Annotated in this window: 21 protein-coding genes; 18 read left to right on the forward strand and 3 right to left on the reverse strand. The window is 27.3% G+C overall.

Annotation, left to right across the window (positions count from 1 at the left end; translation table 11 throughout):
* The first annotated feature begins 27 nt into the window (after positions 1 to 27).
* The 5 genes from BTO18_RS04825 to BTO18_RS04845 all read left to right on the forward strand — a co-directional run bounded on the left by BTO18_RS04825 (position 28) and on the right by BTO18_RS04845 (position 6501).
* On the forward strand, positions 28 to 2484 hold the full coding sequence (locus tag BTO18_RS04825; RefSeq protein WP_105015142.1) for an FtsK/SpoIIIE family DNA translocase: 2457 nt from the start codon (positions 28 to 30) through the stop codon (positions 2482 to 2484).
* A gap of 2 nt (positions 2485 to 2486) precedes the next feature.
* A complete protein-coding gene (gene lolA1, locus BTO18_RS04830) occupies positions 2487 to 3143 on the forward strand; it encodes an outer membrane lipoprotein periplasmic chaperone LolA1 (protein ID WP_105015143.1) in 657 nt (218 codons plus the stop codon).
* A 62-nt stretch (positions 3144 to 3205) separates the two neighbouring features.
* Entirely contained in the window at positions 3206 to 4645 is a 1440-nt protein-coding gene (locus tag BTO18_RS04835; RefSeq protein ID WP_105015144.1) for an LptF/LptG family permease, read from the forward strand.
* Positions 4642 to 5784 carry a 3,4-dihydroxy-2-butanone-4-phosphate synthase gene (gene ribB / locus BTO18_RS04840; RefSeq protein ID WP_105015145.1) on the forward strand — a complete coding sequence of 381 codons (1143 nt, stop codon included), beginning with the start codon at positions 4642 to 4644 and terminating at the stop codon, positions 5782 to 5784. The genes BTO18_RS04835 and ribB overlap by 4 nt, the downstream gene beginning before the upstream one ends.
* Before the next feature lie 24 nt (positions 5785 to 5808).
* The gene (locus tag BTO18_RS04845; protein WP_105015146.1) at positions 5809 to 6501 is read left to right on the forward strand and encodes a suppressor of fused domain protein; all 693 of its coding nucleotides are present in this window, start codon (positions 5809 to 5811) and stop codon (positions 6499 to 6501) included.
* A 57-nt stretch (positions 6502 to 6558) separates the two neighbouring features.
* Here the strand turns inward: BTO18_RS04845 and pepE are convergent, their stop codons facing one another.
* Positions 6559 to 7257 (reverse strand): dipeptidase PepE, encoded by a 699-nt coding sequence (gene pepE, locus BTO18_RS04850; RefSeq protein WP_105015147.1) that lies wholly within the window; start codon positions 7255 to 7257, stop codon positions 6559 to 6561.
* A 69-nt stretch (positions 7258 to 7326) separates the two neighbouring features.
* Between pepE and BTO18_RS04855 the strand changes: the two genes are divergently transcribed.
* The 13 genes from BTO18_RS04855 to BTO18_RS04915 all read left to right on the forward strand — a co-directional run bounded on the left by BTO18_RS04855 (position 7327) and on the right by BTO18_RS04915 (position 19898).
* Positions 7327 to 7860 (forward strand): hypothetical protein, encoded by a 534-nt coding sequence (locus tag BTO18_RS04855; protein WP_105015148.1) that lies wholly within the window; start codon positions 7327 to 7329, stop codon positions 7858 to 7860.
* Between the two features lie 124 nt (positions 7861 to 7984).
* Positions 7985 to 8758: a carboxypeptidase-like regulatory domain-containing protein gene (locus BTO18_RS04860; RefSeq protein WP_105015149.1), complete on the forward strand. Its 774-nt coding sequence runs from the start codon at positions 7985 to 7987 to the stop codon at positions 8756 to 8758.
* A complete protein-coding gene (locus BTO18_RS04865) occupies positions 8758 to 9567 on the forward strand; it encodes a carboxypeptidase-like regulatory domain-containing protein (RefSeq protein ID WP_105015150.1) in 810 nt (269 codons plus the stop codon). Before BTO18_RS04860 ends, BTO18_RS04865 begins: the two co-directional genes overlap by 1 nt.
* A 76-nt stretch (positions 9568 to 9643) precedes the next feature.
* Positions 9644 to 10450: a carboxypeptidase-like regulatory domain-containing protein gene (locus BTO18_RS04870; RefSeq protein ID WP_105015151.1), complete on the forward strand. Its 807-nt coding sequence runs from the start codon at positions 9644 to 9646 to the stop codon at positions 10448 to 10450.
* A 31-nt stretch (positions 10451 to 10481) separates the two neighbouring features.
* Positions 10482 to 10979, forward strand: a complete 498-nt coding sequence (locus BTO18_RS04875; protein ID WP_105015152.1) for a DUF6702 family protein — start codon at positions 10482 to 10484, stop codon at positions 10977 to 10979.
* Between the two features lie 30 nt (positions 10980 to 11009).
* Positions 11010 to 13118, forward strand: coding sequence for a M1 family metallopeptidase (locus BTO18_RS04880; protein ID WP_105015153.1), 2109 nt, complete (start codon positions 11010 to 11012; stop codon positions 13116 to 13118).
* A 127-nt stretch (positions 13119 to 13245) separates the two neighbouring features.
* Complete coding sequence (locus BTO18_RS04885) at positions 13246 to 14574, forward strand: hypothetical protein (RefSeq protein WP_105015154.1); 1329 nt, start codon at positions 13246 to 13248, stop codon at positions 14572 to 14574.
* 9 nt (positions 14575 to 14583) lie between these two features.
* Positions 14584 to 15897 carry a hypothetical protein gene (locus tag BTO18_RS04890; protein ID WP_105015155.1) on the forward strand — a complete coding sequence of 438 codons (1314 nt, stop codon included), beginning with the start codon at positions 14584 to 14586 and terminating at the stop codon, positions 15895 to 15897.
* Between the two features lie 2 nt (positions 15898 to 15899).
* A complete protein-coding gene (locus BTO18_RS04895; RefSeq protein ID WP_105015156.1) occupies positions 15900 to 17243 on the forward strand; it encodes a M28 family peptidase in 1344 nt (447 codons plus the stop codon).
* The gene (locus BTO18_RS18135; RefSeq protein ID WP_105015157.1) at positions 17244 to 18038 is read left to right on the forward strand and encodes a M23 family metallopeptidase; all 795 of its coding nucleotides are present in this window, start codon (positions 17244 to 17246) and stop codon (positions 18036 to 18038) included.
* A 106-nt stretch (positions 18039 to 18144) separates the two neighbouring features.
* On the forward strand, positions 18145 to 18723 hold the full coding sequence (locus BTO18_RS04905; RefSeq protein ID WP_105015158.1) for a hypothetical protein: 579 nt from the start codon (positions 18145 to 18147) through the stop codon (positions 18721 to 18723).
* A 108-nt stretch (positions 18724 to 18831) separates the two neighbouring features.
* Positions 18832 to 19407, forward strand: coding sequence for a YdeI/OmpD-associated family protein (locus BTO18_RS04910; protein WP_105015159.1), 576 nt, complete (start codon positions 18832 to 18834; stop codon positions 19405 to 19407).
* Between the two features lie 2 nt (positions 19408 to 19409).
* On the forward strand, positions 19410 to 19898 hold the full coding sequence (locus BTO18_RS04915; protein WP_105015160.1) for a YdeI/OmpD-associated family protein: 489 nt from the start codon (positions 19410 to 19412) through the stop codon (positions 19896 to 19898).
* On the opposite strand, the gene BTO18_RS04920 is transcribed toward BTO18_RS04915, so the two are convergent.
* Together BTO18_RS04920 and BTO18_RS04925 are read right to left on the reverse strand one after the other, a co-directional pair.
* A complete protein-coding gene (locus BTO18_RS04920) occupies positions 19899 to 20627 on the reverse strand; it encodes a LytR/AlgR family response regulator transcription factor (protein ID WP_105015161.1) in 729 nt (242 codons plus the stop codon).
* A 118-nt stretch (positions 20628 to 20745) separates the two neighbouring features.
* Entirely contained in the window at positions 20746 to 21792 is a 1047-nt protein-coding gene (locus BTO18_RS04925) for a sensor histidine kinase (protein WP_226789005.1), read from the reverse strand.
* Between the last annotated feature and the right edge of the window lie 33 nt (positions 21793 to 21825).

Here is a 21825-nt window from a genome sequence, read left to right on the forward strand (position 1 = left end):
TACAGCCTATTGATTTTATAAATATTAATGGCTAAAAAGAAAACTAGTACAAATAAATCAACCATAGTAAAAGAAAGAAAGAAACCAGTTTTCTCTTTCTTAAAAACAAGGCAATCTAAAACTCTGATAGCAACATTTTTAATGTTGTTTTCTGTTTTTTTGTGTATTGCTTTTATTTCTTTTTTCTTTAATTGGCAAAATGACCAAAGTACTCTAAATTATCTAACAGATAGAACTGTAAAATCTGAAAACCTTCTGGGTAAAATTGGTGCTAGTTTAAGTCATTTTTTTATTTATAAAGGTTTTGGAATTGCTGCTTTTTTAATATGTTATCAGTTATTTGTAACTGGTGTTAATATATTGTTTAAAAAAACATTTTCTAAAATTATCATTTCTTGGAACTGGACATTAATTGCAATGCTTTGGTTTTCTGTAGCTTTTGGATTTATAGAGAAAAAACTCGCACTATTTTCTGGGATTATTGGATATGAACTAAATTTATTTTTGCAAGATTTTACAGGCAAAACTGGTTTAATCATCATATTGATATTTTTAGCAATTATCTATTTTATTTTTAGATTCAAAGCTACTTTTAACGCTTTAATTGATAAATTAAAAGAACAAAAAATACAAAGAGAAAAAAGAAAAAAACTTAAAGACGAAAATTCAAAAGAAATTATCACTGAAAATACAGATAAAAAAGACAAAAAAGTTGATGATACTAAAAAAGAAAAATCAGAATTTGAATTATCTGTAGAAAACTTACAACCTACAATTACAAAACATTCTGATGTTGCTACTAATAAAGAGGAAATTTCTCTACAAATTGAAAAAGAATATCAACCAACATTAAAAGTTGAACAAACTAAAGAGGAAACTGTTAGCGAAATTAAAGATGTAGGTATAGATGTTGCAATTGCCAAAGAAGAAGAATCCTCAACAGAAAATTTATCTGATAAAATATTAAAAGATTTTGGTGAGTTTGATCCTACTTTAGAACTTTCAAATTATCGTTTTCCGACGTTTAATTTATTAAAACAATACAATGAAAGTATTTCTATAGATCCTGATGAATTAGAGGCTAACAAAAATAAGATTGTTGAAACTTTAAAGAATTATAAAATTGGTATTTCTGAAATAAAAGCTACAGTTGGTCCAACAATTACTTTGTATGAAATTGTTCCAGAAGCAGGTATTAGAATATCCAAAATTAAAAATTTAGAGGATGATATTGCACTCTCACTAGCTGCTTTAGGAATTAGAATTATTGCACCAATTCCAGGAAAAGGAACTATTGGTATTGAAGTGCCTAATAAAAAATCGACTATAGTTTCCATGCATTCTGCAATTTCTTCCAAGAGATTTCAAGAATCGCAAATGGAACTGCCTATCGCTATTGGTAAAACCATTTCTAATGAAACTTTTGTAGTCGACTTGGCAAAAATGCCACACTTATTAATGGCAGGTGCTACTGGGCAAGGTAAATCTGTTGGTTTAAATGCTGTTTTAACATCACTTTTATATAAAAAACATCCTGCTGAAGTAAAATTTATTTTGGTTGATCCAAAAAAGGTAGAGTTAACATTATTCAATAAAATTGAGCGTCATTATCTAGCGAAATTGCCAGATACTGAAGAGGCAATTATTACTGATACAAGTAAAGTTGTTACTACGTTAAATTCACTTTGTATTGAAATGGATAATCGATACGATTTGCTAAAAGCAGCCATGGTTCGTAATATAAAAGAATACAATCAGAAGTTTAAAAAGCGTAAGTTAAACCCAAATGATGGGCATCAATTTTTACCATATATTGTTTTAGTTATTGATGAGTTTGCAGATTTAATTATGACAGCTGGTAAAGAAGTAGAAACTCCTATTGCACGTTTGGCACAGTTAGCCAGAGCCATTGGGATTCATTTAATAGTAGCTACACAAAGACCTTCTGTAAATGTAATTACAGGTATTATCAAGGCAAATTTTCCATCAAGAATTGCCTTTCGTGTAACTTCTAAAATAGATTCTAGAACTATTTTAGATGCACCAGGTGCAGATCAATTAATTGGACGTGGAGACATGCTTTATTCTGGAGGAAATGACATTACTAGAATACAATGTGCCTTTGTTGATACACCTGAAGTTGAGAAGATTACAGATTTTATTGGTTCACAAAAAGCGTATTCTGAAGCCTATCAACTACCAGAATATGTAGATGATGAAAGTGGCACAAGTATTGATGTAGATATCGAAGATAGAGATAAATTATTTAAAGATGCAGCAGAAGTTATTGTTACAGCACAACAAGGCTCTGCATCTTTATTGCAAAGAAAATTAAAACTAGGCTATAATAGAGCTGGTAGGTTAATAGATCAATTAGAAGCTGCTGGCATAGTTGGTGGTTTTGAAGGTAGTAAAGCAAGACAAGTTTTAGTACCAGATTTATTAGCACTAGAACAATTATTAGAAAACGAAAAGAATCAATAGAAATGAAAAAAATTACAATTTTATTTTTAGGTATATTTATGAGTATTGCAACTTTTTCACAAAATTCTGAAAAAGCAAAATCTTTATTAGATGAAGTTTCTACAAAAATGGAAGCTTATAAAAACATGTATATTGGTTTTAGCCAAACATTAAGCAATGAAGAAGCTGGTATTAAAGAAGGTGATGAACCTCCAATAAGAGGCGAAATTAATTTACAAGGCGAAAAATACAACCTCAACTATTTAGGAAACAATTTTATTTATGATGGTAGTAAACTGTATGTTATTAATAAAGATGAAAAGGAAGTTTCTATAACTGATGGTAATTTAGATGGAGATGATGGCTTTATTTATCCATCAAAATTAATAACATTTTATAAAGAAGGTTACACTTTTGAGATGGGTAAATTAAAGAATATGAATGGTAGAAAAATCCAGTTTGTTACGTTAAACCCTATTGATAGTGATTCTAATATTATAAAGGTTGAATTAGGCATTGATGCAAAAACAAAGCACATTTATAAGTTAATTCAAACTGGTGCTAATGGTGCAAAAACTAGCTTTACTATCAATAAATTTAAAAGCAATCAAAATTTATCTGATAGTTTTTTTACCTTTGATAAACAAAAATACGAAGACCTAGATTATATAATAGATTGATTGTTTTCAATTAACACAAAATTAGTAGCATCTTATTGATTAAGATGCTATTTTTGTTTTTTATGAAGATTTTAGATAGATACATCTTAAAAAGCTTTTTAGTACCATTTTTTGCTACTTTTCTAATCGTTCTTTTCGTTTTAGTAATGCAAGCTTTGTGGCAAACTTTTGAGAATATTGCTGGTAAAGGCATCAGTTTTATGTTTATTCTCAAGTTTTTGTATTACACCACTTTAATGATAATTCCGCAAGCATTACCTATTGGTGTTCTACTATCTTCTATAATGGCTCTAGGTAATTTAGGTGAAAATTATGAATTTGCTGCTGCAAAATCTGCTGGTATTTCTTTACAACGTTTGGTAAGACCCATTGCTATTTTAGCAATTGGTTTAAGTATTGTTAATTTTCTATTCTTAAACAATGTATATCCTTATGCCATTTTTAAGCAAATAAATTTAAAGAATAATATTAGAAAAAAACAGCCTGCATTGGCTTTAGTTCCAGGAAGTTTTAACGCAGATATTCCTGGATATCAAATTAAGTTTGATGAAAAATATGGAGAAGAAGAAAATTTGTTGAAAAATGTTCTAATCTATGATTTAACTGGTAATAGAGGTAATCAAAAAGTAATCACAGCAGAAAGAGGCAAAATTTCAAATACAGAAGGTAGCAAGTATATTACTTTTTTCCTTTATGATGGTAATTATTATGAAGAACATGTAAAAACAGCAAAAACAACTGCAAAAAGAAAAAAAATGGCAGCCTCTAGTGCTGTTTTTAAAGAATATGAAATTAATATTGATTTAGGAAATATTGGTATTGATTCTACTACTTCAAAAACGCATCCAGGCATGTTTACCTTAAAAGAAATTAAAGATACTATCCCAAAACTAAAAAATGCTTATGATGAAGCTCTAGAATTAAGAGCAAAAAATATTTTTTTAACATCTGGAGGAAAAAAATTATATAAATATCCTGATTCTTTAAAAGCAAAAAATATTGACCAAAATATTATTGAGAATTTCAATTTAAGAGATAAAATTTCAATTATAAATTCCGCCATTACAAAAAATAGTAGAATGATAGGTTCTATTACTAGCAATATAAAATCTGCAAAATGGAGAAAAAAAATTGTGAATTTTTATGATACAGAGTATTACAATAGAATGGCTTTCTCATTATCTTGTGTTATTCTTTTTTTTATTGGTGCTCCTTTAGGTTCAATTATTAGAAAAGGAGGTTTTGGATTACCAATGATACTGGCTATTGCAGTTTATGTTCTCTATTTCTTTGCAAATACTTTTGGTAAAAATTTAGCTGAAGAAAGCTCAATCACTTCATTATTGGGTTCATGGATTTCTGCAATAATTATGATACCAATTGCAATTTTATTAACAACAAGAGCTACAAAAGACAAAGGTATTTTTAATCTTGACTCTTTTTTACAACCTATTACTAATTTCTTTAGAAAAATATTTTCGAAATCAAGCAAAAAGGCATGACAACACAGACGTTACAAACAACCAAATTGAACACAATAGATGAAGCCATTAACGATATTAGAAATGGTAAAGTTATTATTGTTGTTGATGATGAAAATAGAGAAAATGAAGGCGATTTTTTAGCTGCTGCTGAAAAAGTTACACCAGAAATGATCAACTTTATGGCTACCCATGGTCGTGGATTAATTTGTGCGCCACTTACTGAAAGTAAGTGTAAAGAATTAGAACTAGGAATGATGGTAACCAACAACACAGACCCTATGGAAACTGCATTTACAGTTTCTGTAGATTTACGTGGTAAAGGAGTTACTACTGGTATTTCTGCATCAGATAGAGCATTAACAATTAAGGCTTTAATAGATACAGAAACCAAACCCTTTGATTTGGCTAGACCTGGTCACATTTTCCCTCTAAAAGCCAAAGCTGGTGGTGTTTTAAGAAGAACTGGTCATACAGAAGCTGCCATAGATTTTGCACGCTTAGCAGGGCTTAAACCTGCAGGTGTAATTGTAGAAATAATGAATGAAGATGGAACCATGGCACGCTTACCACAGTTACTTGAAGTAGCAAAAAAGTTTGATATCAAAATCGTTTCTATTGAAGATTTAGTGGCATATAGAATGGAGCATGATTCTTTAATTGAGAAAAAAGAAGATTTTGATATTGAAACTAGATTTGGTAAATTTAGATTAAGAGCTTATCAACAAACAACTAATAATCAAATACATATAGCTTTAACAAAAGGAACTTGGACTAATGAAGAAGGTATTTTAACAAGAATAAATTCTACTTTGGTTAACAATGATATTCTTGGAACGTTAACCAATAATGCTGATAAGAAATTAGACCAGATGTTTCAAGTGATTAATGATGAAGGTAAAGGAGCTATATTGTTTATTAACCAACAAAATCAATCTAAAAATTTATTGAGTAGGTTGTCAATTTTAAAAGAAAACCAAGCAAAAGGAGAAAATAAAGCACCTACAATAGCAATGGATCAAAGAGATTTCGGAATTGGAGCACAAATCTTACACGATTTAAATATTAGCAAACTAAAGTTAATTACCAATACTCAACAAACAAAACGTGTTGGAATGATTGGTTATGGATTAGAGATTGTAGATTATGTAAAGTTTTAAATTTGATAAATTGAATTCATAATAATGGGAATATTTAGCTTTTTTAATAATAAAAAACAAGCAAGCCATATTAGATATTCAAAAGATAATATTCCTAATAGCGTAAAAGCAATTGACCTCCATTTAGATCGTTTTTTTGATAAAAAAGAAGATATTGTAGTTTTGGATGAAATAGAATCTAAAACAATCCATAGAGATATTTATATTATCAAAGCTAATCAAGAAAGACCTTTTCATATTTTATTAAGTTGTGGAATGAGTGCACTTCCAATGGAAATTCCTGATGATATAGAATCTTCCGAATTTTGTGAAGTTATGATGTTACTTCCTAAAGACTGGAATATTGAATATGAATCTTTTAGTGATGAAAAAAATTATTGGCCTTTTAGATTGATGAAAGAATTAATGATACTTCCACATCCAAATGAAACTTGGCTGGGATATGGTCATACATATACGTATGAGGATTCTGAAGAATATACAGAAGGTTTAGGCTTTAATTCTGTTATTCTGTTAAGTTCTATGGAATTATCTTCAGAGTTTACTGAAATTAAATTAAACAATAATAAAGTAATAGATATTTATACTCTTATACCATTGTATAAAGAGGAATTAAGATATAAAAAAGAAAATGGAACTACTAAACTATTAGAAAAATTTGATGATTTTAATATTGAAGAAATTATTAAAGTTGGTAGAAAAAATGTTTGTATTTAATAAGTCTAACTTGTCTCTTACTCCTAACCACCTAATTCACGCCTTTAACCACAAAACTTAAAATCTCAAACCTCCACTCTCTAATTCAATTGGCTCTTTATCTTTTTGAAACAACCTAGCAGTTAAATTTCCACATAAACAAATCTTATTACCTAATACTTCTAACCAACTTCCTTCACGCAAACCTAACACAGGTGTATTATTAAAAACATGAAATTCTTTTATTCTAGTTTCCCTTGTTTCACCTTTGTGAGTTGAACCTTTAATTGGATCAAGGTAATGTGCATTTATATTAAAAGGAATACAGCCTAAAGTAGTAAAACTTGGTGGATAAACTATAGGCATATCATTAGTAGTCATCATAGTAACTCCACAAATATTACTCCCAGCACTTGTGCCTAAATATGGAGTTCCGTTTTCTAAAACTTTTTTTAAGGTTACTAAAATATCATGCCTATATAATTGATTTACCAATTCAAAAGTATTACCTCCTCCTGTAAAAATTCCTTCAGCTTTTTCTATAGCAATATTAGGGTTATCAAATTGATGAATGCCTTGTACTACAATGTCTATTTTTGAAAATGCTTTTGCTACAATATTTGTATATTCATTATAAGAAATTCCACTTGGGCGTGCATAAGGGATAAAAAGTATCGTTTTTATATTCTTAAAAAAATCATTTAGTGTTGGCAACAAATATTCTAAATAACCACTTCCATAAATGGTAGAAGTGCTAGCTATAATCATATTTTTCATGCTCCAAAAATAATTTTTTTATTTTATATATGTTATCTACATTTACCGAAATCAATAAACTTAAAATCTATGAAATTAAAACACTTTTTAATAATTGCTTTTTTAGCAACATTTACAGCTTGTGATACTGATGACAATCTAAATATTAGTATTACAGAAGCTGATTTAATTGGTACTTGGAATTTAAAAGAGCAAAGAATTGAAGATGGTTCCGTTTCTTATGTCAGTAGTGGTAAAAATATTACTGCTTTATATAGTGCTTATGCAAAAGAGATTAATATGACATTAACTTTTGCAGATAATCCTAAAAAAGCAAGTACAGAAGGTAAATATACTATAGTTGCTACTGCAACTTATAATGGAAGAACAGAAACTGAAGAGGAAGAAGTCTATGCCATAAATGACCCAAATGAAAACCCAAATTGGGAATTAGATGGTAATAATATTACTTTTAGTAATGATAAAAATATCCCAGCAAATCTTGTTGTTGATAGTTATGATGGTAAAACTTTAAGACTTAAAGCAATAGTTAATCAAACAGAAAAAGACGGTTTAGAAAGTATTACTATTAAAGGAACTATGTATATGGTTCTAGAAAAATAAAAAACATTTTTTATAACTAGAATTCTTAAAATCATCATAAAATTTATGATGATTTTTTTGTTTAACAAAAGTTTACAATTGCATTAATAGAGTTTTAAGAGTAGCTTCTGTTTTCTTTGTTTACATGAAGAAACAACTAATAACTTATTTTTTATTTTTTGTAGGTATATGTTTTAGTCAACAAAGCAAAAAACTTATTCATGGATATATTATAGTTGAAAAAACTGCGATTTCAAATGTACATGTCATCAATAAAAGTTCCAACATAGGAACAATTACAAATGATTTTGGTTGGTTTGAAATTCCTGTTTCTTTAGATGATACACTTCAATTTACACATGTAAACTTTGAAACTAAAGAAATCAAAATTTCTAAAGACATATTTATAGAAGGAAAAATCAACATTACATTAAAAGAAAAAGTTTACATACTAGAAGAAATTGTTTTAGAAAAACCAAAAAGTATTTTTCATATTGATAAAGATATACTACCTCCACCTAAAGTAAATGCAAAAACTTTAAGACTCCCCTATGCTAATACCAAACCCAAGAAAGATAAAGCCATTGTAAAATTCAGGTCTGGTGGCGTTGTTAATTTAGATAATCTTATAAATGCAATAAATGGAAATAATAGAAGAGAAAAAATGCTAAAAAAAATTACGTATGAAGACAAAGTACTTTCTGAAATAAGAAAATATTTTACAGATGATTTTTTTATAACAGACTTAAATATCAAAAAAGAAAATATTAACCCGTTTTTAAATTATTGCTTCAAAAAAGGAATTATCAATTTATTCAATAAAAAGCAAAACATTATACTCACAAAGGTTTTAATGAAAGAAAGTAAAGTATTTCCTCAAAAAATAAAAACTGAAGTTGCATTAATTAATAAAAACTGATGCTTTTTAAAACCAAACTACTTTTTCTTGTCCTTATTTTTAGTTGCTCCTATTTTAATGCTCAAAATAAAAAAACAATTTTTAAAGGTAAAATTATTGATTCCTTACATATTGTTGCAAATGCCAATATTATTAATTTAAAAACCAATCAAGGCACTTTTTCTAATGATAATGGTATATTTCGAATTAGAACTTCAAAAAATGATAGTTTAAAAATAAGTGCTATTGGTTATGAAACAAAATTCTTCGTTGTTAAAGCACATCATTTAAATGAAGATATCAATCTTATATTTTTAATGTCAAAAACATACCAACTTGATGAAATTATTGTAAAAAAGCACAATCTTATTGGTTCTTTAGCTATTGATTTTAAAAAAACACCCGTTGATAAAAATATAGAGTTGGTAGATAAGATAGTATCAGATATTAAAAAAATGGATTTTTATGCAATTTCAAAAACACCAATTGGAATTGATGAAGCTCATTTAATGAAAGCTGATATTGTAAGGCTACCTAACAATAGGTTTGAAGGAATGGGTATAAAATCATCAAGTAGTTTTGCAAAAGATACTTCTTTTATAGAAAAACTTGAAGAAGAAAATAAAATAGCTAAAGATATTTTAAGTGAACTCGGAGATTACTTTTTCTTTATAGAACTCAAAATACCTAAAAATGAATATAATAATTTTTTTGATTACTGTTTATATAAAGATATCGTTAACTTATATAAAAAAAATCAAACTTTAAAAGTTATACAAATATTTAGAAAAGAATGTATCTCTTTCTTAAAACTTATCAAAAAGAAATAATCTTTTAACAAAAGTTTAAAAATTGAAATCGCCAAAATTAATTGTTTAATAACTACTTTGTGATGGAAATTTTTATATGAAAACCAAACTACTTTTTACTGTAATTTTATTTTACGCTTTCTCAAATTTACATGCTCAAAAAATAAAAAAAATAATTAGCGGTGTTGTTACTGATTCTTTAGGAGTAGTTGTAAATGCAAATATTATAAACTTAAAAACAAGCCAAGGTACTTTTTCTAATGATAGTGGCTTATTTCGAATATTTGCTGTAGCAGGAGATACATTAAGCGTATCTTCAGTACAACATATAAAAACGAAAATTGTTGTTACAGACGCTATTATTAACAACAAAACAATTTCAATAACACTTAAATCTAATACCTATAAATTAGATGAGTTTGAGTTGAAACGTCACAATCTATTAGGCAGTTTAAGCTCTGATCTTAAGAAGGTTAAAACAAATAAAAAAGACTCTTTGTTAAGAGATGTTATGGATTTTTCTAATATTGATATGAAAGCTAATGTTGCAGACGATTATATAGATAAAAGAGTAAGACCTCAAATCAATGAAACTGATCCAACAAGAGCTTTCGTAGGTGCAGGTACTGCAGCTGCTATACCTTTTAAATATTCTCAACGTTTATGGGCTTTACGTAAAAAATTATCCCAAAAGAAAGCATTTCCCTATAAAATCTTATCAGAACTAGGAGAGAAATTTTTCTTTGACGAATTAAAAATACCAATTGATAAATATTTTCACTTTTTAGATTACTGCAACCCTCTTGGTATTGAAGATTTACACAAAGAAGGTAAAATATTAGATGTGATTAAAATATTCAGAACAGAGAGTGTCTCTTATCATAAAATCATAAAAAAAGAGTAATTTGGCTTCGTATTTGATATTTTACTAATATATGAGATTCAAAAAAACATATTTACTACTATTATTAATTCCTCTTTTTTCCTTTTCTACTCATAAATATTATTTGAGTTTAACACAAATTAAATATAAAGAAGAAGCGAAGGCTATTCAAATTATTATTAATGTTTTTATGGATGATATTGAACTCGCCCTAAATAAAGATTATAATATTGATTTACAATTAACCACCAAAGATGAGTTAAAAAATAACGATACATATTTTGAAAAATACTTGAACCAAAAATTAGATTTTAAAGTAAATGGTGATGACAAAAAGTTCAATTATATTGGTAAAGAATATGATGGTGATTTAGTATTTTTTTATTTAGAAATAGAAAATATAGAAGCAATAAACACAATAGATATAAAAAATACCATTTTAATTCACCATTTTGAAAAACAACAAAATTTAATAAAATCTAAAGTAGGCACAACATACAAAAGTGTGTTGCTTACAAAAGATAAAAATATAGCCAATTTAAAATATTAGTAATTCATTAAAATCAAAAACCACACATTCATGAAAAAAATTAGTTTTATTCTATTTTCTTTTGCATTTATTGGCACTTTTTATGCCCAAAAAGCAAAACAAGGACATACGAATACCAATAAGTTTAGACAATTAAAACAAGAATTAGCAACACCAAATTCAATTAGAACTGCTTCTGGTGCACCTGGTAAAGACTACTGGCAACAGAAGGTAGATTATGTTATGGACATCACTTTAGATGATGATAAACGTAGAATTTCGGGTAAAGAAACCATTACTTATAAAAATAATTCTCCAGACTATTTACCATATTTATGGGTACAATTAGATCAGAACATGAGAGCTGCTGATTCTAAAACTCCAGATATTAGTTCTGGAAAAATTAGAAAGAAACTACCTAAAAGATGGTATGATAGATCTTTTCCTGATAAACCTTTTGATGGTGGCTTTAATATAATGAGTGTTACAAATACTGATGGTAGTAAATTATCACACACTATTAATCAAACCATGATGCGTATTAATTTACCAGAACCTTTAGCATCTGGAGAAACTTTTAAATTTAACATTTCTTGGTGGTATAATATAAATAATCATAGAACACAAGGTGGTAGATCTGGTTACGAACATTTTGAAGAAAATGGAAATAACAATTATGTAATAGCACAGTTTTACCCAAGAATGTGTGTATACGATAATGTAGAAGGCTGGCAAAATGACCAGTTTTGGGGAAGAAGTGAATTTGCATTAGAATTTGGAGATTTTGATGTAAACATTACTGTACCAGAAGATCATATGTTAGGAGCTACAGGAGTTTTACAAAACAGAAGCGAAGTTTTTTCTAGAAAAGAATTAAAACGATATGCAACTGCTAAAAAAACGTTTGATAAACCTGTTATCATCAGAACGCAAAAAGAAGCAGAAAAGATAGAGAAGTCAAAAGCAAAAGGCACAAAAACATGGAAGTTTAAAGCTAAAAATGTTAGAGATTATGCTTTTGCGACATCAAGAAAATTTATTTTTGATGCAATGGCTGTAAACATTAATGGTAAAACAGTAATGGCAGAATCTCTCTATTCTAAAGAGGCAAATCCTTTATATGGAGATCATTCTACAAGAGCAGTTGCACAAACACTAAAAACATATTCTAGATATACTTTTGATTATCCGTATCACAAAGCTATTTCAGTAGATGGACAAATGGGAATGGAATATCCCCAAATATGTTTTAACCCAGGTAGACCAAATCCTGATGGTACATATTCTGACAGAACAAAATACAGAATGATAAAAGTAACCATTCATGAAGTTGGGCATAACTTTTTCCCAATGATTGTAAACTCTGATGAAAGACAATGGACTTGGATGGATGAAGGTTTAAATTCATATATGGAAATGTTAGCAGAGTTAGATTACGATCCTAACTTCCCTATTACAAGAGGATATCCAAAAAATATTGTAAGATATATGAGTGGCAATCAAGATAGAATTGCACCAATAATGTCTAAAGGAGATAATGTATACAGCTTTGGTAGTAATGCTTATGGTAAACCTGCAACTGGTCTTTGGATGTTGAGAGAAACTATTATGGGTAGAGAATTATTCGATCATGCTTTTAAAACATATTCACAAAGATGGAAATTTAAACACCCTACTCCTGCTGATTTCTTTAGAACTATGGAAGATGCTTCTGGCATAGATTTAGATTGGTTTTGGAGAGGATGGTTTTACACAACAGATGTTACTGATATAGGCATAAAAGGTGTAAAAAAATTCAGTGCGAAAGAAGGAGAAAAATCAGTTGAATTTATAGAAGATACTTCAGAGGGTTTAGGTTTTGCTTCTAAACAAGATAAATATCATTATGAAATTACTTACAATAAACCTGGAGGTTTAGTAATGCCAATAATTGTAGAATTCACGTACAAAGATGGTACAAAAGAAAAGAAAATGTATCCTGCAGAAATTTGGAGATATAATGATAATGAAGTTACTAAAGTCTTTTCTTCTAACAAACAAGTGGAAAGTATTATGATAGACCCAGATTTAGAAACAGCAGATGTTGATACTTCTAACAATAGTTTTCCTAAAGAAAAAGCGAATAAGTTTGATAAGTTTAAGAAAAAAATGAAAGGTTAACATTATCTACTTTTATTTTACTTAAATAATATTAGGTAAAACTATACAAATTAGAAACAGAAAGCTTTTAAAGCTTTCTGTTTTTTTATTTTTAAAAAGGTCAGTATCTTTAAGCAAAGTTTTTTAGATGAGTAGTGATTACAAAGACAATAAGTTTAAGGAATTATTAGATAAGCTTCAGCAAGAAAGCTGGCAATTAGAATTACTGATTTCTGGTTTTGCTATTTTTGGTTTAATAACTGCCATTCCTCATATTAAAACAGCAATGTTAATTGCTGAAAATGATAGAGAATTTATTCCTTTTATATTTCTTTTAGTTGCATTTGTTGCTTGCTGTATTTTAATTTTCAATCTATTAATACATGTAATTTTAAGAGGATTATGGATTGGAGCTTTAGGCTTACGTTATGTATCTGGTGATATTGATTTTGAAAAACTAAACTATCAAAATAAGTTTACAACCTATTTAAAAAAAAGAATAGTTTCTTTTGATAAATATGTAGCTACTTTAGAAAACTATTGTAGTGTGCTATTTGCTGTATCCTTTTTATTGATTTTTTATGTTGTAAGTATCTCATTATTAATGGTTAGTTTTGTGGGAGTAGCATCATTAATTATTTCAAACGATGATTTCCCTGAAATACCTAGAACTGTAGTTGGTATTGCTTTAATGCTTTTTTTAGCTATAGGCAGTTTACTTGTATTTTTAGATTTTTTAACTCAAGGATATATTAAAAAGAAAAAATGGCTTTCTAAAATCTATTTTCCTTTTTATTGGGTCTTTAGTTTTCTTACATTAACCTTTTTATATAGACCTTTAGTTTATAATTTTTTAGATGATAAATTTACTAAAAGGTTAAGTTTTTTTCTAGTACCATCTTACATTGCTATCTCTGTTTTAATTTCATTTAAACATACAAAAACAAATTATCTTATAGATGCAAAATATGTAAATTCAACATATATAAATTCTAAAAATTATGAAGATTTACTTACTGAAGATGATGATTTTGGAAAAGTAGCTACAATTCAATCTAAAATAATTCGTGAGCCTTATGTAAAAGTATTTAAAATTTTTACTGAAAGTATTGAGAATAGAATTTACAACTATCATCCATCTTTAAAACCAGAAAAAGATAGAAGAGGTTTTAGTACAGATATTATTACATTCAACTCAACAGAATCTATAAAATCAAGAGATAGTTTAACTAAAAAGTATTTGGAAGTTTTTAATGAAATGCATCAAATTTATATTGATACAATTCGGTTTGAAAGTGATTTTTTAATTTCAAAAAATAAAAAAGATCAATTAGGTTTTGAAACTTACGTAAATATAAAAAAACTTGCTGAAGGTAAACATTATCTTAAAGTAAAAAGGTTAATTAAAAGAAATCGAAAAAAAGATACCATAAAAAGAACAGAAGTTAATATTCCTTTTTGGTACTTTAAACAATAATAAGATTTAATGAAAAACGAATATAATGATAGTAAGTTTAAAAAGCTTTTAGATAAGCTACAGCAAGAAAGTTGGCAATTAGAATTATTAATCTCTGGTTTTGCTATTTTTGGTTTAATTTCATCTTTAAACTATTTAGAAAAATTTCTTAATGAAGCAATAGCATTAGAAAGTTATAGCAAATACCTCTTACCAATTGCATACATTGCATGCTGGGTTTTAATCATAAATCTTGTAATTCACGTAGTTTTAAGAGGTTTATGGATAGGTGCCATTGGTTTACGCTATGTATCTGGAGATATAGACTACGATTCTTTAAATTATAAAAAAAGATTTACTGAATATTTAAAGAAAAAGGTTGGTTCTTTTGATAAGTTTATAGGTGTATTAGAAAACTATTGTAGCATCTTATTTGCATTAACTTTTTTATATCTTTTTTATATAATTTCTTTTTTTACTATTATACTAGTTATTGTTTTTGCTGGTAATATTTTTATAAAATCTGGGCTATTACCAGATTTTTTAGGCTATTTTCTACTTGGCATATTTGGTTGTTTTTTTATTTTTCTAGCCTTTATCGTTTTTATTGATTTTATAACACAAGGCTTCTTAAAGAAAAAAGAGTGGACTTCTTTTTTATATTTTCCTATCTATAAAGTTTTTTCTGTAATTACACTCTCATTTTTATATAGACCTTTAGTTTATAATGTATTAGATGATAAGTTTAGTAGAAGACTTACTTTTATTTTAACACCAATTTATATTTTAATTTTTTTTCTAACAACATTTCAAAATATTCGATCTAATTACGTTTTAAAAAGTAATAATTCTTCTGTTCATTTTTCTAATAAAAATAACTATTTAAATACTTTAGGTAAAAACAAATACGTTTCAGCGGCTGCAATACAATCTAAAATAATAAAAGATAATTATATATATGTATTCATTCCATTTAAGGAAAAAATTGAAAATTTAATTTTCGATCAATATAAAAATTTACAACCTTTAGATGATAAAAGAGGTTTCAGAACAGATTTTTTCTCATCAAAAAAAAATATAAAAAATAAAGATAGTTTAACTTCATTATATTTAAAAGCTTTCCAAAAAATTTATACTTTTAAACTAGATAGCTTATTATTAAAGCCAGAATTTTCTACAACAGAAATAAATAATCAGCTTGGTTTCGAGACAATTATTCCTTTAGATTCAATTAATTATGGCAAACATATTATCAATATAAAAAGGTTTATTACCTTAAAAAATCAAAAAAAATTAAAAAAGGAACATATTATTGATATTCCTTTTTGGTACATTAAACAATAAAAATGAAAAAAATAACTTTACTTCTTATACTTTTAGCATCAGTAACATTAGCACAAACAGATTACAAAATTTATGATATTATTGATGCTGTTTCTGCTGATAGAATTAAGGCTGATGTAAAAACTTTAACTGAATTTGGTACAAGAAATACATTTTCTGATACCATTTCTAACACAAGAGGAATTGGAGCTGCAAGAAGATGGATTAAATCTGAATTTGATAAAATATCTACAAATTGTAATAATTGTTTAAATGTTTTTTATCAAAAAGATTTAGTAACTAAAAAAATGGGAAGTAGAGTTCCTCATGATGCTTATGTGGTTAACGTAGTTGCTATACAAAAAGGCACAAAATATCCAAACAGATATGTAATTATGAGTGGAGATATAGACTCTAGAGCCAGTAATACAATGGATTATACAACAGATGCACCAGGTGCAAATGACAATGCTTCTGGAATGGCTGGTACTATTGAAGCAGCTAGAGTATTGAGTAAATATCAATTTGAAAGTAGTATTATCTATGTAGGTTTATCTGGTGAAGAGCAAGGACTTTTCGGAGGTGCAGGTTTAGCAAAATTTGCTAAAGATAAAGAGTGGGACATTATTGGCATCTTAAACAATGATATGATTGGCAATATTACAGGTGTTGATGGTGTTATCGATAATAGAGCATTTAGAATTTTTTCTGAACCCATAACCACTAATGAAAAAGATCCAAAGAAACTAGCAAGACAAGCAAGAGCTAGGCGTTTTTATGGTGGTGAAGTTGATGGCATTTCTCGTCAATTAGCAAGATACATTCATAAAAATGTAAAAACCTATATGCCAGAAATGAACCCAATGATGATTTATAGACTAGACAGATTTGGACGAGGAGGACATCACAGACCTTTTAACGATTTAGGTTTTGCTGGTATTAGAATTATGGAAGCTCATGAAAATTACACACAACAACATCAAGATATTAGAACTGAAAATGGTATAAAATATGGAGATACTTTTGAACATGTAAACTTTGAATATGCAAAAAAACTAACTGCAGTAAATGCTATTAATTTGGCTTCTTTAGCTTGGGCTCCAGATGCACCAAAAGAAGTAGCTATTGGTGGTATTGTTCAACCATCAGCAAAATTAAAATGGAGCAAGGTAGAAGGTGCTAAAGGTTATAAAATTTATTGGAGAGATACTACTTCACCTACTTGGGATTACTCAAGATATGTGGAAGGAACAGAATTTACTTTAGAAGGAATTGTTATTGACAATTTCTTTTTTGGAGTGGCAACTGTTGGCAAAAACGGTTATGAAAGTGTAGTTACTTTTCCTAATAAAATTTGGAGAAAATAGATGTTTAGAATTGTTATTATATGTTTGTTTTTTAATTCTTGTACTAAAAGTCAAGAAAAACCATATTTTATTAATTTTGAGTTCAAAAATGATACTATACAAGTAATAGCAAAAAGTAACTGGGCTTGCCCTACTCATTTTAAAATTAAAAATAAGAAAACTCAAAAAGATACTATTTTAGATTTTAATCCTTACGAACAAAAAAAAGTATTGACTTTTCTTAAAAGTAAGAAAGATTCTACTCAAATTTTAAACCAATATACTTTTAATTTTTATTACGGTACTTCATACCCTATAAAAAGTTACGATACTTTGTATAACTATGCATTGCCTTTTCTAAAAGGAAAACGTTACAGAATAATACAAGGTCAGAATACCAATTTTACTCACAATAGCCCTACTTCTAGGTACGCCATAGATTTTAGGATGAAAGTAGGACAAACTGTTTGTGCTATGAAAGATGGTATTGTTATCTCTGTTAAAGAAGACTCTAATAAAGGAGGCAAAAACAAAAGATATTTGAATGATGGTAATTATGTAATGTTATTTCATGAAGATGGTTTATATACGCAGTATGTTCATTTAAAGAAAGATGGAGTTATAGTAAAAAAAGGTGATACAATAAAAAAAGGACAACCTATAGCCTATTCAGGAAATACAGGATATTCAACAGAGCCTCATTTACATTTTGGTGTTTTTAAAGCAACACCCAAAGGGTTTATCTCTATTCCTTATATTTTAGATTCTATTCCCACAAAAAAATATAAAAAAGGGAAATTTGCCTTTAACAATTAGTTTTAACAAAATATTCTTAAAAATTTGTTAAATACAATGTTAAATAACACTTTTAATTTCTTAAATAAAAGTATTACTATTATATTTACGTATAAAACTATTAATTATGAAAAACTTACTCTACCTAGCATTAATTTTTATTATTCAGCCTATTTTTTCACAAGAAGAAGTAGATTTGAAATTCTACAATAAAGATTTTTTGAAAATTGATGTACTAAATAAAAATGATAAAACTTATAAGATTCCAGAATGGAAGATTATTGAAACTAAATCATTTAAAATTAAAGAAAACTCTGAAGGAAAGTTTTTGGTAAATAAAAAAGAAAAAGATTATTTTAACAAAATTACTTCTACAAATGATATGAAATATATTGATGCAAAAAACATACATTTAGCTACAGATATAAAACAGAAATTTGTTGATAATATTATAATTAAAAAACTTGATGAAGAATTAAAAAAGAATATTATTCTTAATGAATCATTTACTTACGGAGATAGAAATATTGATTTATATAGAAACTATTCTAATTTAGAAAATAAGTTGATTGTATACGGAAATATATCAGAAAATGTAGAAATACAAATAGGAAAAAGTCTTTATCCGTATTTAAATAAAATGTACAAAACAGATATTGAAAAAACATTAAACACTAGCCTTAACATTTTAGCTATTAATTTTTAAAATCAGTTCCCCAGCTTTAGTAGTATAAAATAATCAATCACAAATTTGAAACAAAAATTAGTGATTGATTATTTTTTTAGGTTTCATGATATTTTCTATTTTTAATTCATGAAAAATAAAGAAGAATTATATTTCAAAAATGATATTGAGTGGCGTAATTGGCTAGCTATTAATTACAATATTTCAAAAGGGGTTTATCTTATTTTTTTTAAAGTAGAAAATACTGAACCATCTATGAGATGGGAAGAAGCAGTTAAAGTAGCACTATGTTATGGCTGGATAGACTCTACTGTAAAAAGTTTAGGAAATGGTAAAAGACGACAATATTTCTGCCCAAGAAACTCGAAAAGTGTCTGGAGTGCACTAAATAAAAAATATATTAAAGAATTAACTGCCAATAATTTAATGCATAAAAGCGGTTTAAAAATCATAGAAATTGGCAAGTTAAATGGTTCTTGGACTGCTTTAGATGCTGTTGAAAAAGGGATTATTCCCAACGATTTACAAACAGCATTTAATAACAATAAAAACGCTTTTGTAAACTACAAAAACTTTGCTCCTAGTTATAGAAAGAATTATTTATATTGGTTAAATCAAGCAAAAAGAGAAACTACAAGAAAAAATAGAATTTCAGAAATTATAACTTTTTGCGAACAAAATATTAAATCTAGAAGCACTCGTTAATCATGAAAACCGATGTTTTTAAAATAACTCATATTGATAAATACAATATATTTATCCCAGCTGAAATTTTTCAACCTTTTGCAGATCAAAAAATGAATCGTGTAAAAGTTGAAATTAGTCATCAACAGAAAAACATTGATTTTTATGCTGCTATAAAAAGAGATAAAAATTCTGGAGATTTTAAAATGATGTTCAGTAAAGCCAAACAAAAAGAACTAAATTTAGATTTGGGAGATGAATTTACCATTCAACTTTTTGAAGATACTTCTAAATACGGAGTAGATATGCCAGAAGAATTAGAAGCAGTTTTAATGAGCGATTATGATGCTTACCAAATTTTTGAATCTTTAACAAAAGGCAAACAAAGAAGTATTATTTATGGTGTTTTGCGTTTTAAAAATAGTCAGCAAAAAATTGATAAATCTTTAATTATGTGCGAGAATTTAAAGAGAGGAAACCATGAACCTATTAAAATGTTTAAACTAGAATAATTAATACATCAACTTCTTAATCGTTTCCATATAACCTCTGCTTACTCTTACAACATCTTTGTTCAGCATAGTAATATCATAACTTTTTCCATATTTATTGAGTTCTTCAATTTTATTGATATTGATAATTGAAGAACGATGTACTCTTAAAAAAATCGCATCATTTAGCTTTTCTTCTAATTGTGATATTCCATAATTGCTTAAAAATGTTTTATTATTTGTAATAATTTTAGAATAATCTCCAAAAGCTTCAATTCTGATGATATCGTCCACAGCAATAGTAACTAATTTGTTTTGATATTGTACCAATATTTTTTCTGGATACTTTTCTGAATCCATCAACAAACTATTTGTCAGTTCTTTAGCTGAATTTTCTGCAATTTGTGTTGGAATTTTATCAATTGCTTTTTTGAATCTATCTTTAGTATAAGGTTTCAGAAGGTAATCTACAGCGTGAACTTCGAATGCTTTTAAAGCATACTCATCAAAAGCTGTAGAAAAAATAATATGTGGTAATTCTTGTAAATGTGTTAATACATCAAAACCAGTTAACCCAGGCATTTGAATATCTAAAAAAACCAAATCTGGCTTAAACTCGTTTATTATTTTTACAGCATCTACTCCATTGTTAGCTTCACCCAATAAAATTAAATCAGGAAAATCTTTTAAATACTCTTTAATGAGTTTTCTCCCAGCCTTTTCATCATCAACAATAATTACTTTTTTCATTACTTCTTTATAATATTAAATCTATTTTTAAAATTAAGAAATGTCATTTTAAGCGAAATGAAATCGAAAAATCTAATGTTACAGATTTCTCCACAACGTCGAAATGACAGAAAAATTATTACAATTCAAAACTAATTTTTAATCCTTTAGGGGAATTATCAGATAATTTTAAAGAACTATTATACATTTTTTCTAAACGTAATTTTGTATTGGTTAAGCCAATTCCTTTATTAAAAACAGTTTCTTTATTTTTAATACCAATGCCTGTATCAGTAATTTCAAAAAATAATTTATCTTCTTTCTTTTTAATTTTTATGTTGATTTCTCCTCCTTCAATCAAGCTAGATAAACCATGTTTTATAGAATTTTCTACCAAAGGTTGTAATAACATTGGTGGCACTTTTTCATTTAAAATTTCTTTATCAACATCAATATTAATTTGTAAACGCTCTTCAAAACGTTCTTTTTCTAGTTGTAGGTATTTATTTACAAAACTCAATTCTTCTTGTAATGAAACTTTTTCTACCTGACTTGCTTTTAATTGATAGCGAAATAAATCTGATAATTCTGCAATCATATTTCTCGTTTTCTCTTGTTCTGCAGGCACAGAAGCACTTATGGTATTGAACACGTTGTATAAAAAATGCGGATTTAATTGTGCTTTTAGTGCAGATAATTCGCTTTTTAAAGCCACTTGTTTTAACTCACCTTCTAACTTTATTTTCTTTTGATTGTCTATAAAATATCTATAGGCGAAAAAGACACCAAATTGAATAAACATAAATAAAGTAGGTATATACCAATCCCAAACAGAACCTGTACCTATTAAATGCTTAATATCTATAGAATCTAAATAGGCATATCTCCAACTTCTTACAAAATAGACACAAATAGGAATTAAAACACCAACTGTTATCATTTGTAAAAAATGAGGTTTATTTTTTAATAATCTTATGCCCAAAAACCAAATAAGTATAGATGCTAAAAAATAAAAAAAGTATTGCATTCCAGCCATAAACCAGTAATCACGTAGATTTGCCCACCCAAAAAACCCTTCATCTTTAAAACCACCTATATTATACCACAAAACAATTCTATACAGAAAGGAAAAGAAAATATAGAATAAAAAAATGAGTAAAACTTCTTTCTTTTTGATGTTTTTCATACACATAATATTTATTACAAATCTAAAAGTAAT

The organism is Polaribacter porphyrae (assembly GCF_002954685.1).
Lineage (GTDB): Bacteria > Bacteroidota > Bacteroidia > Flavobacteriales > Flavobacteriaceae > Polaribacter > Polaribacter porphyrae.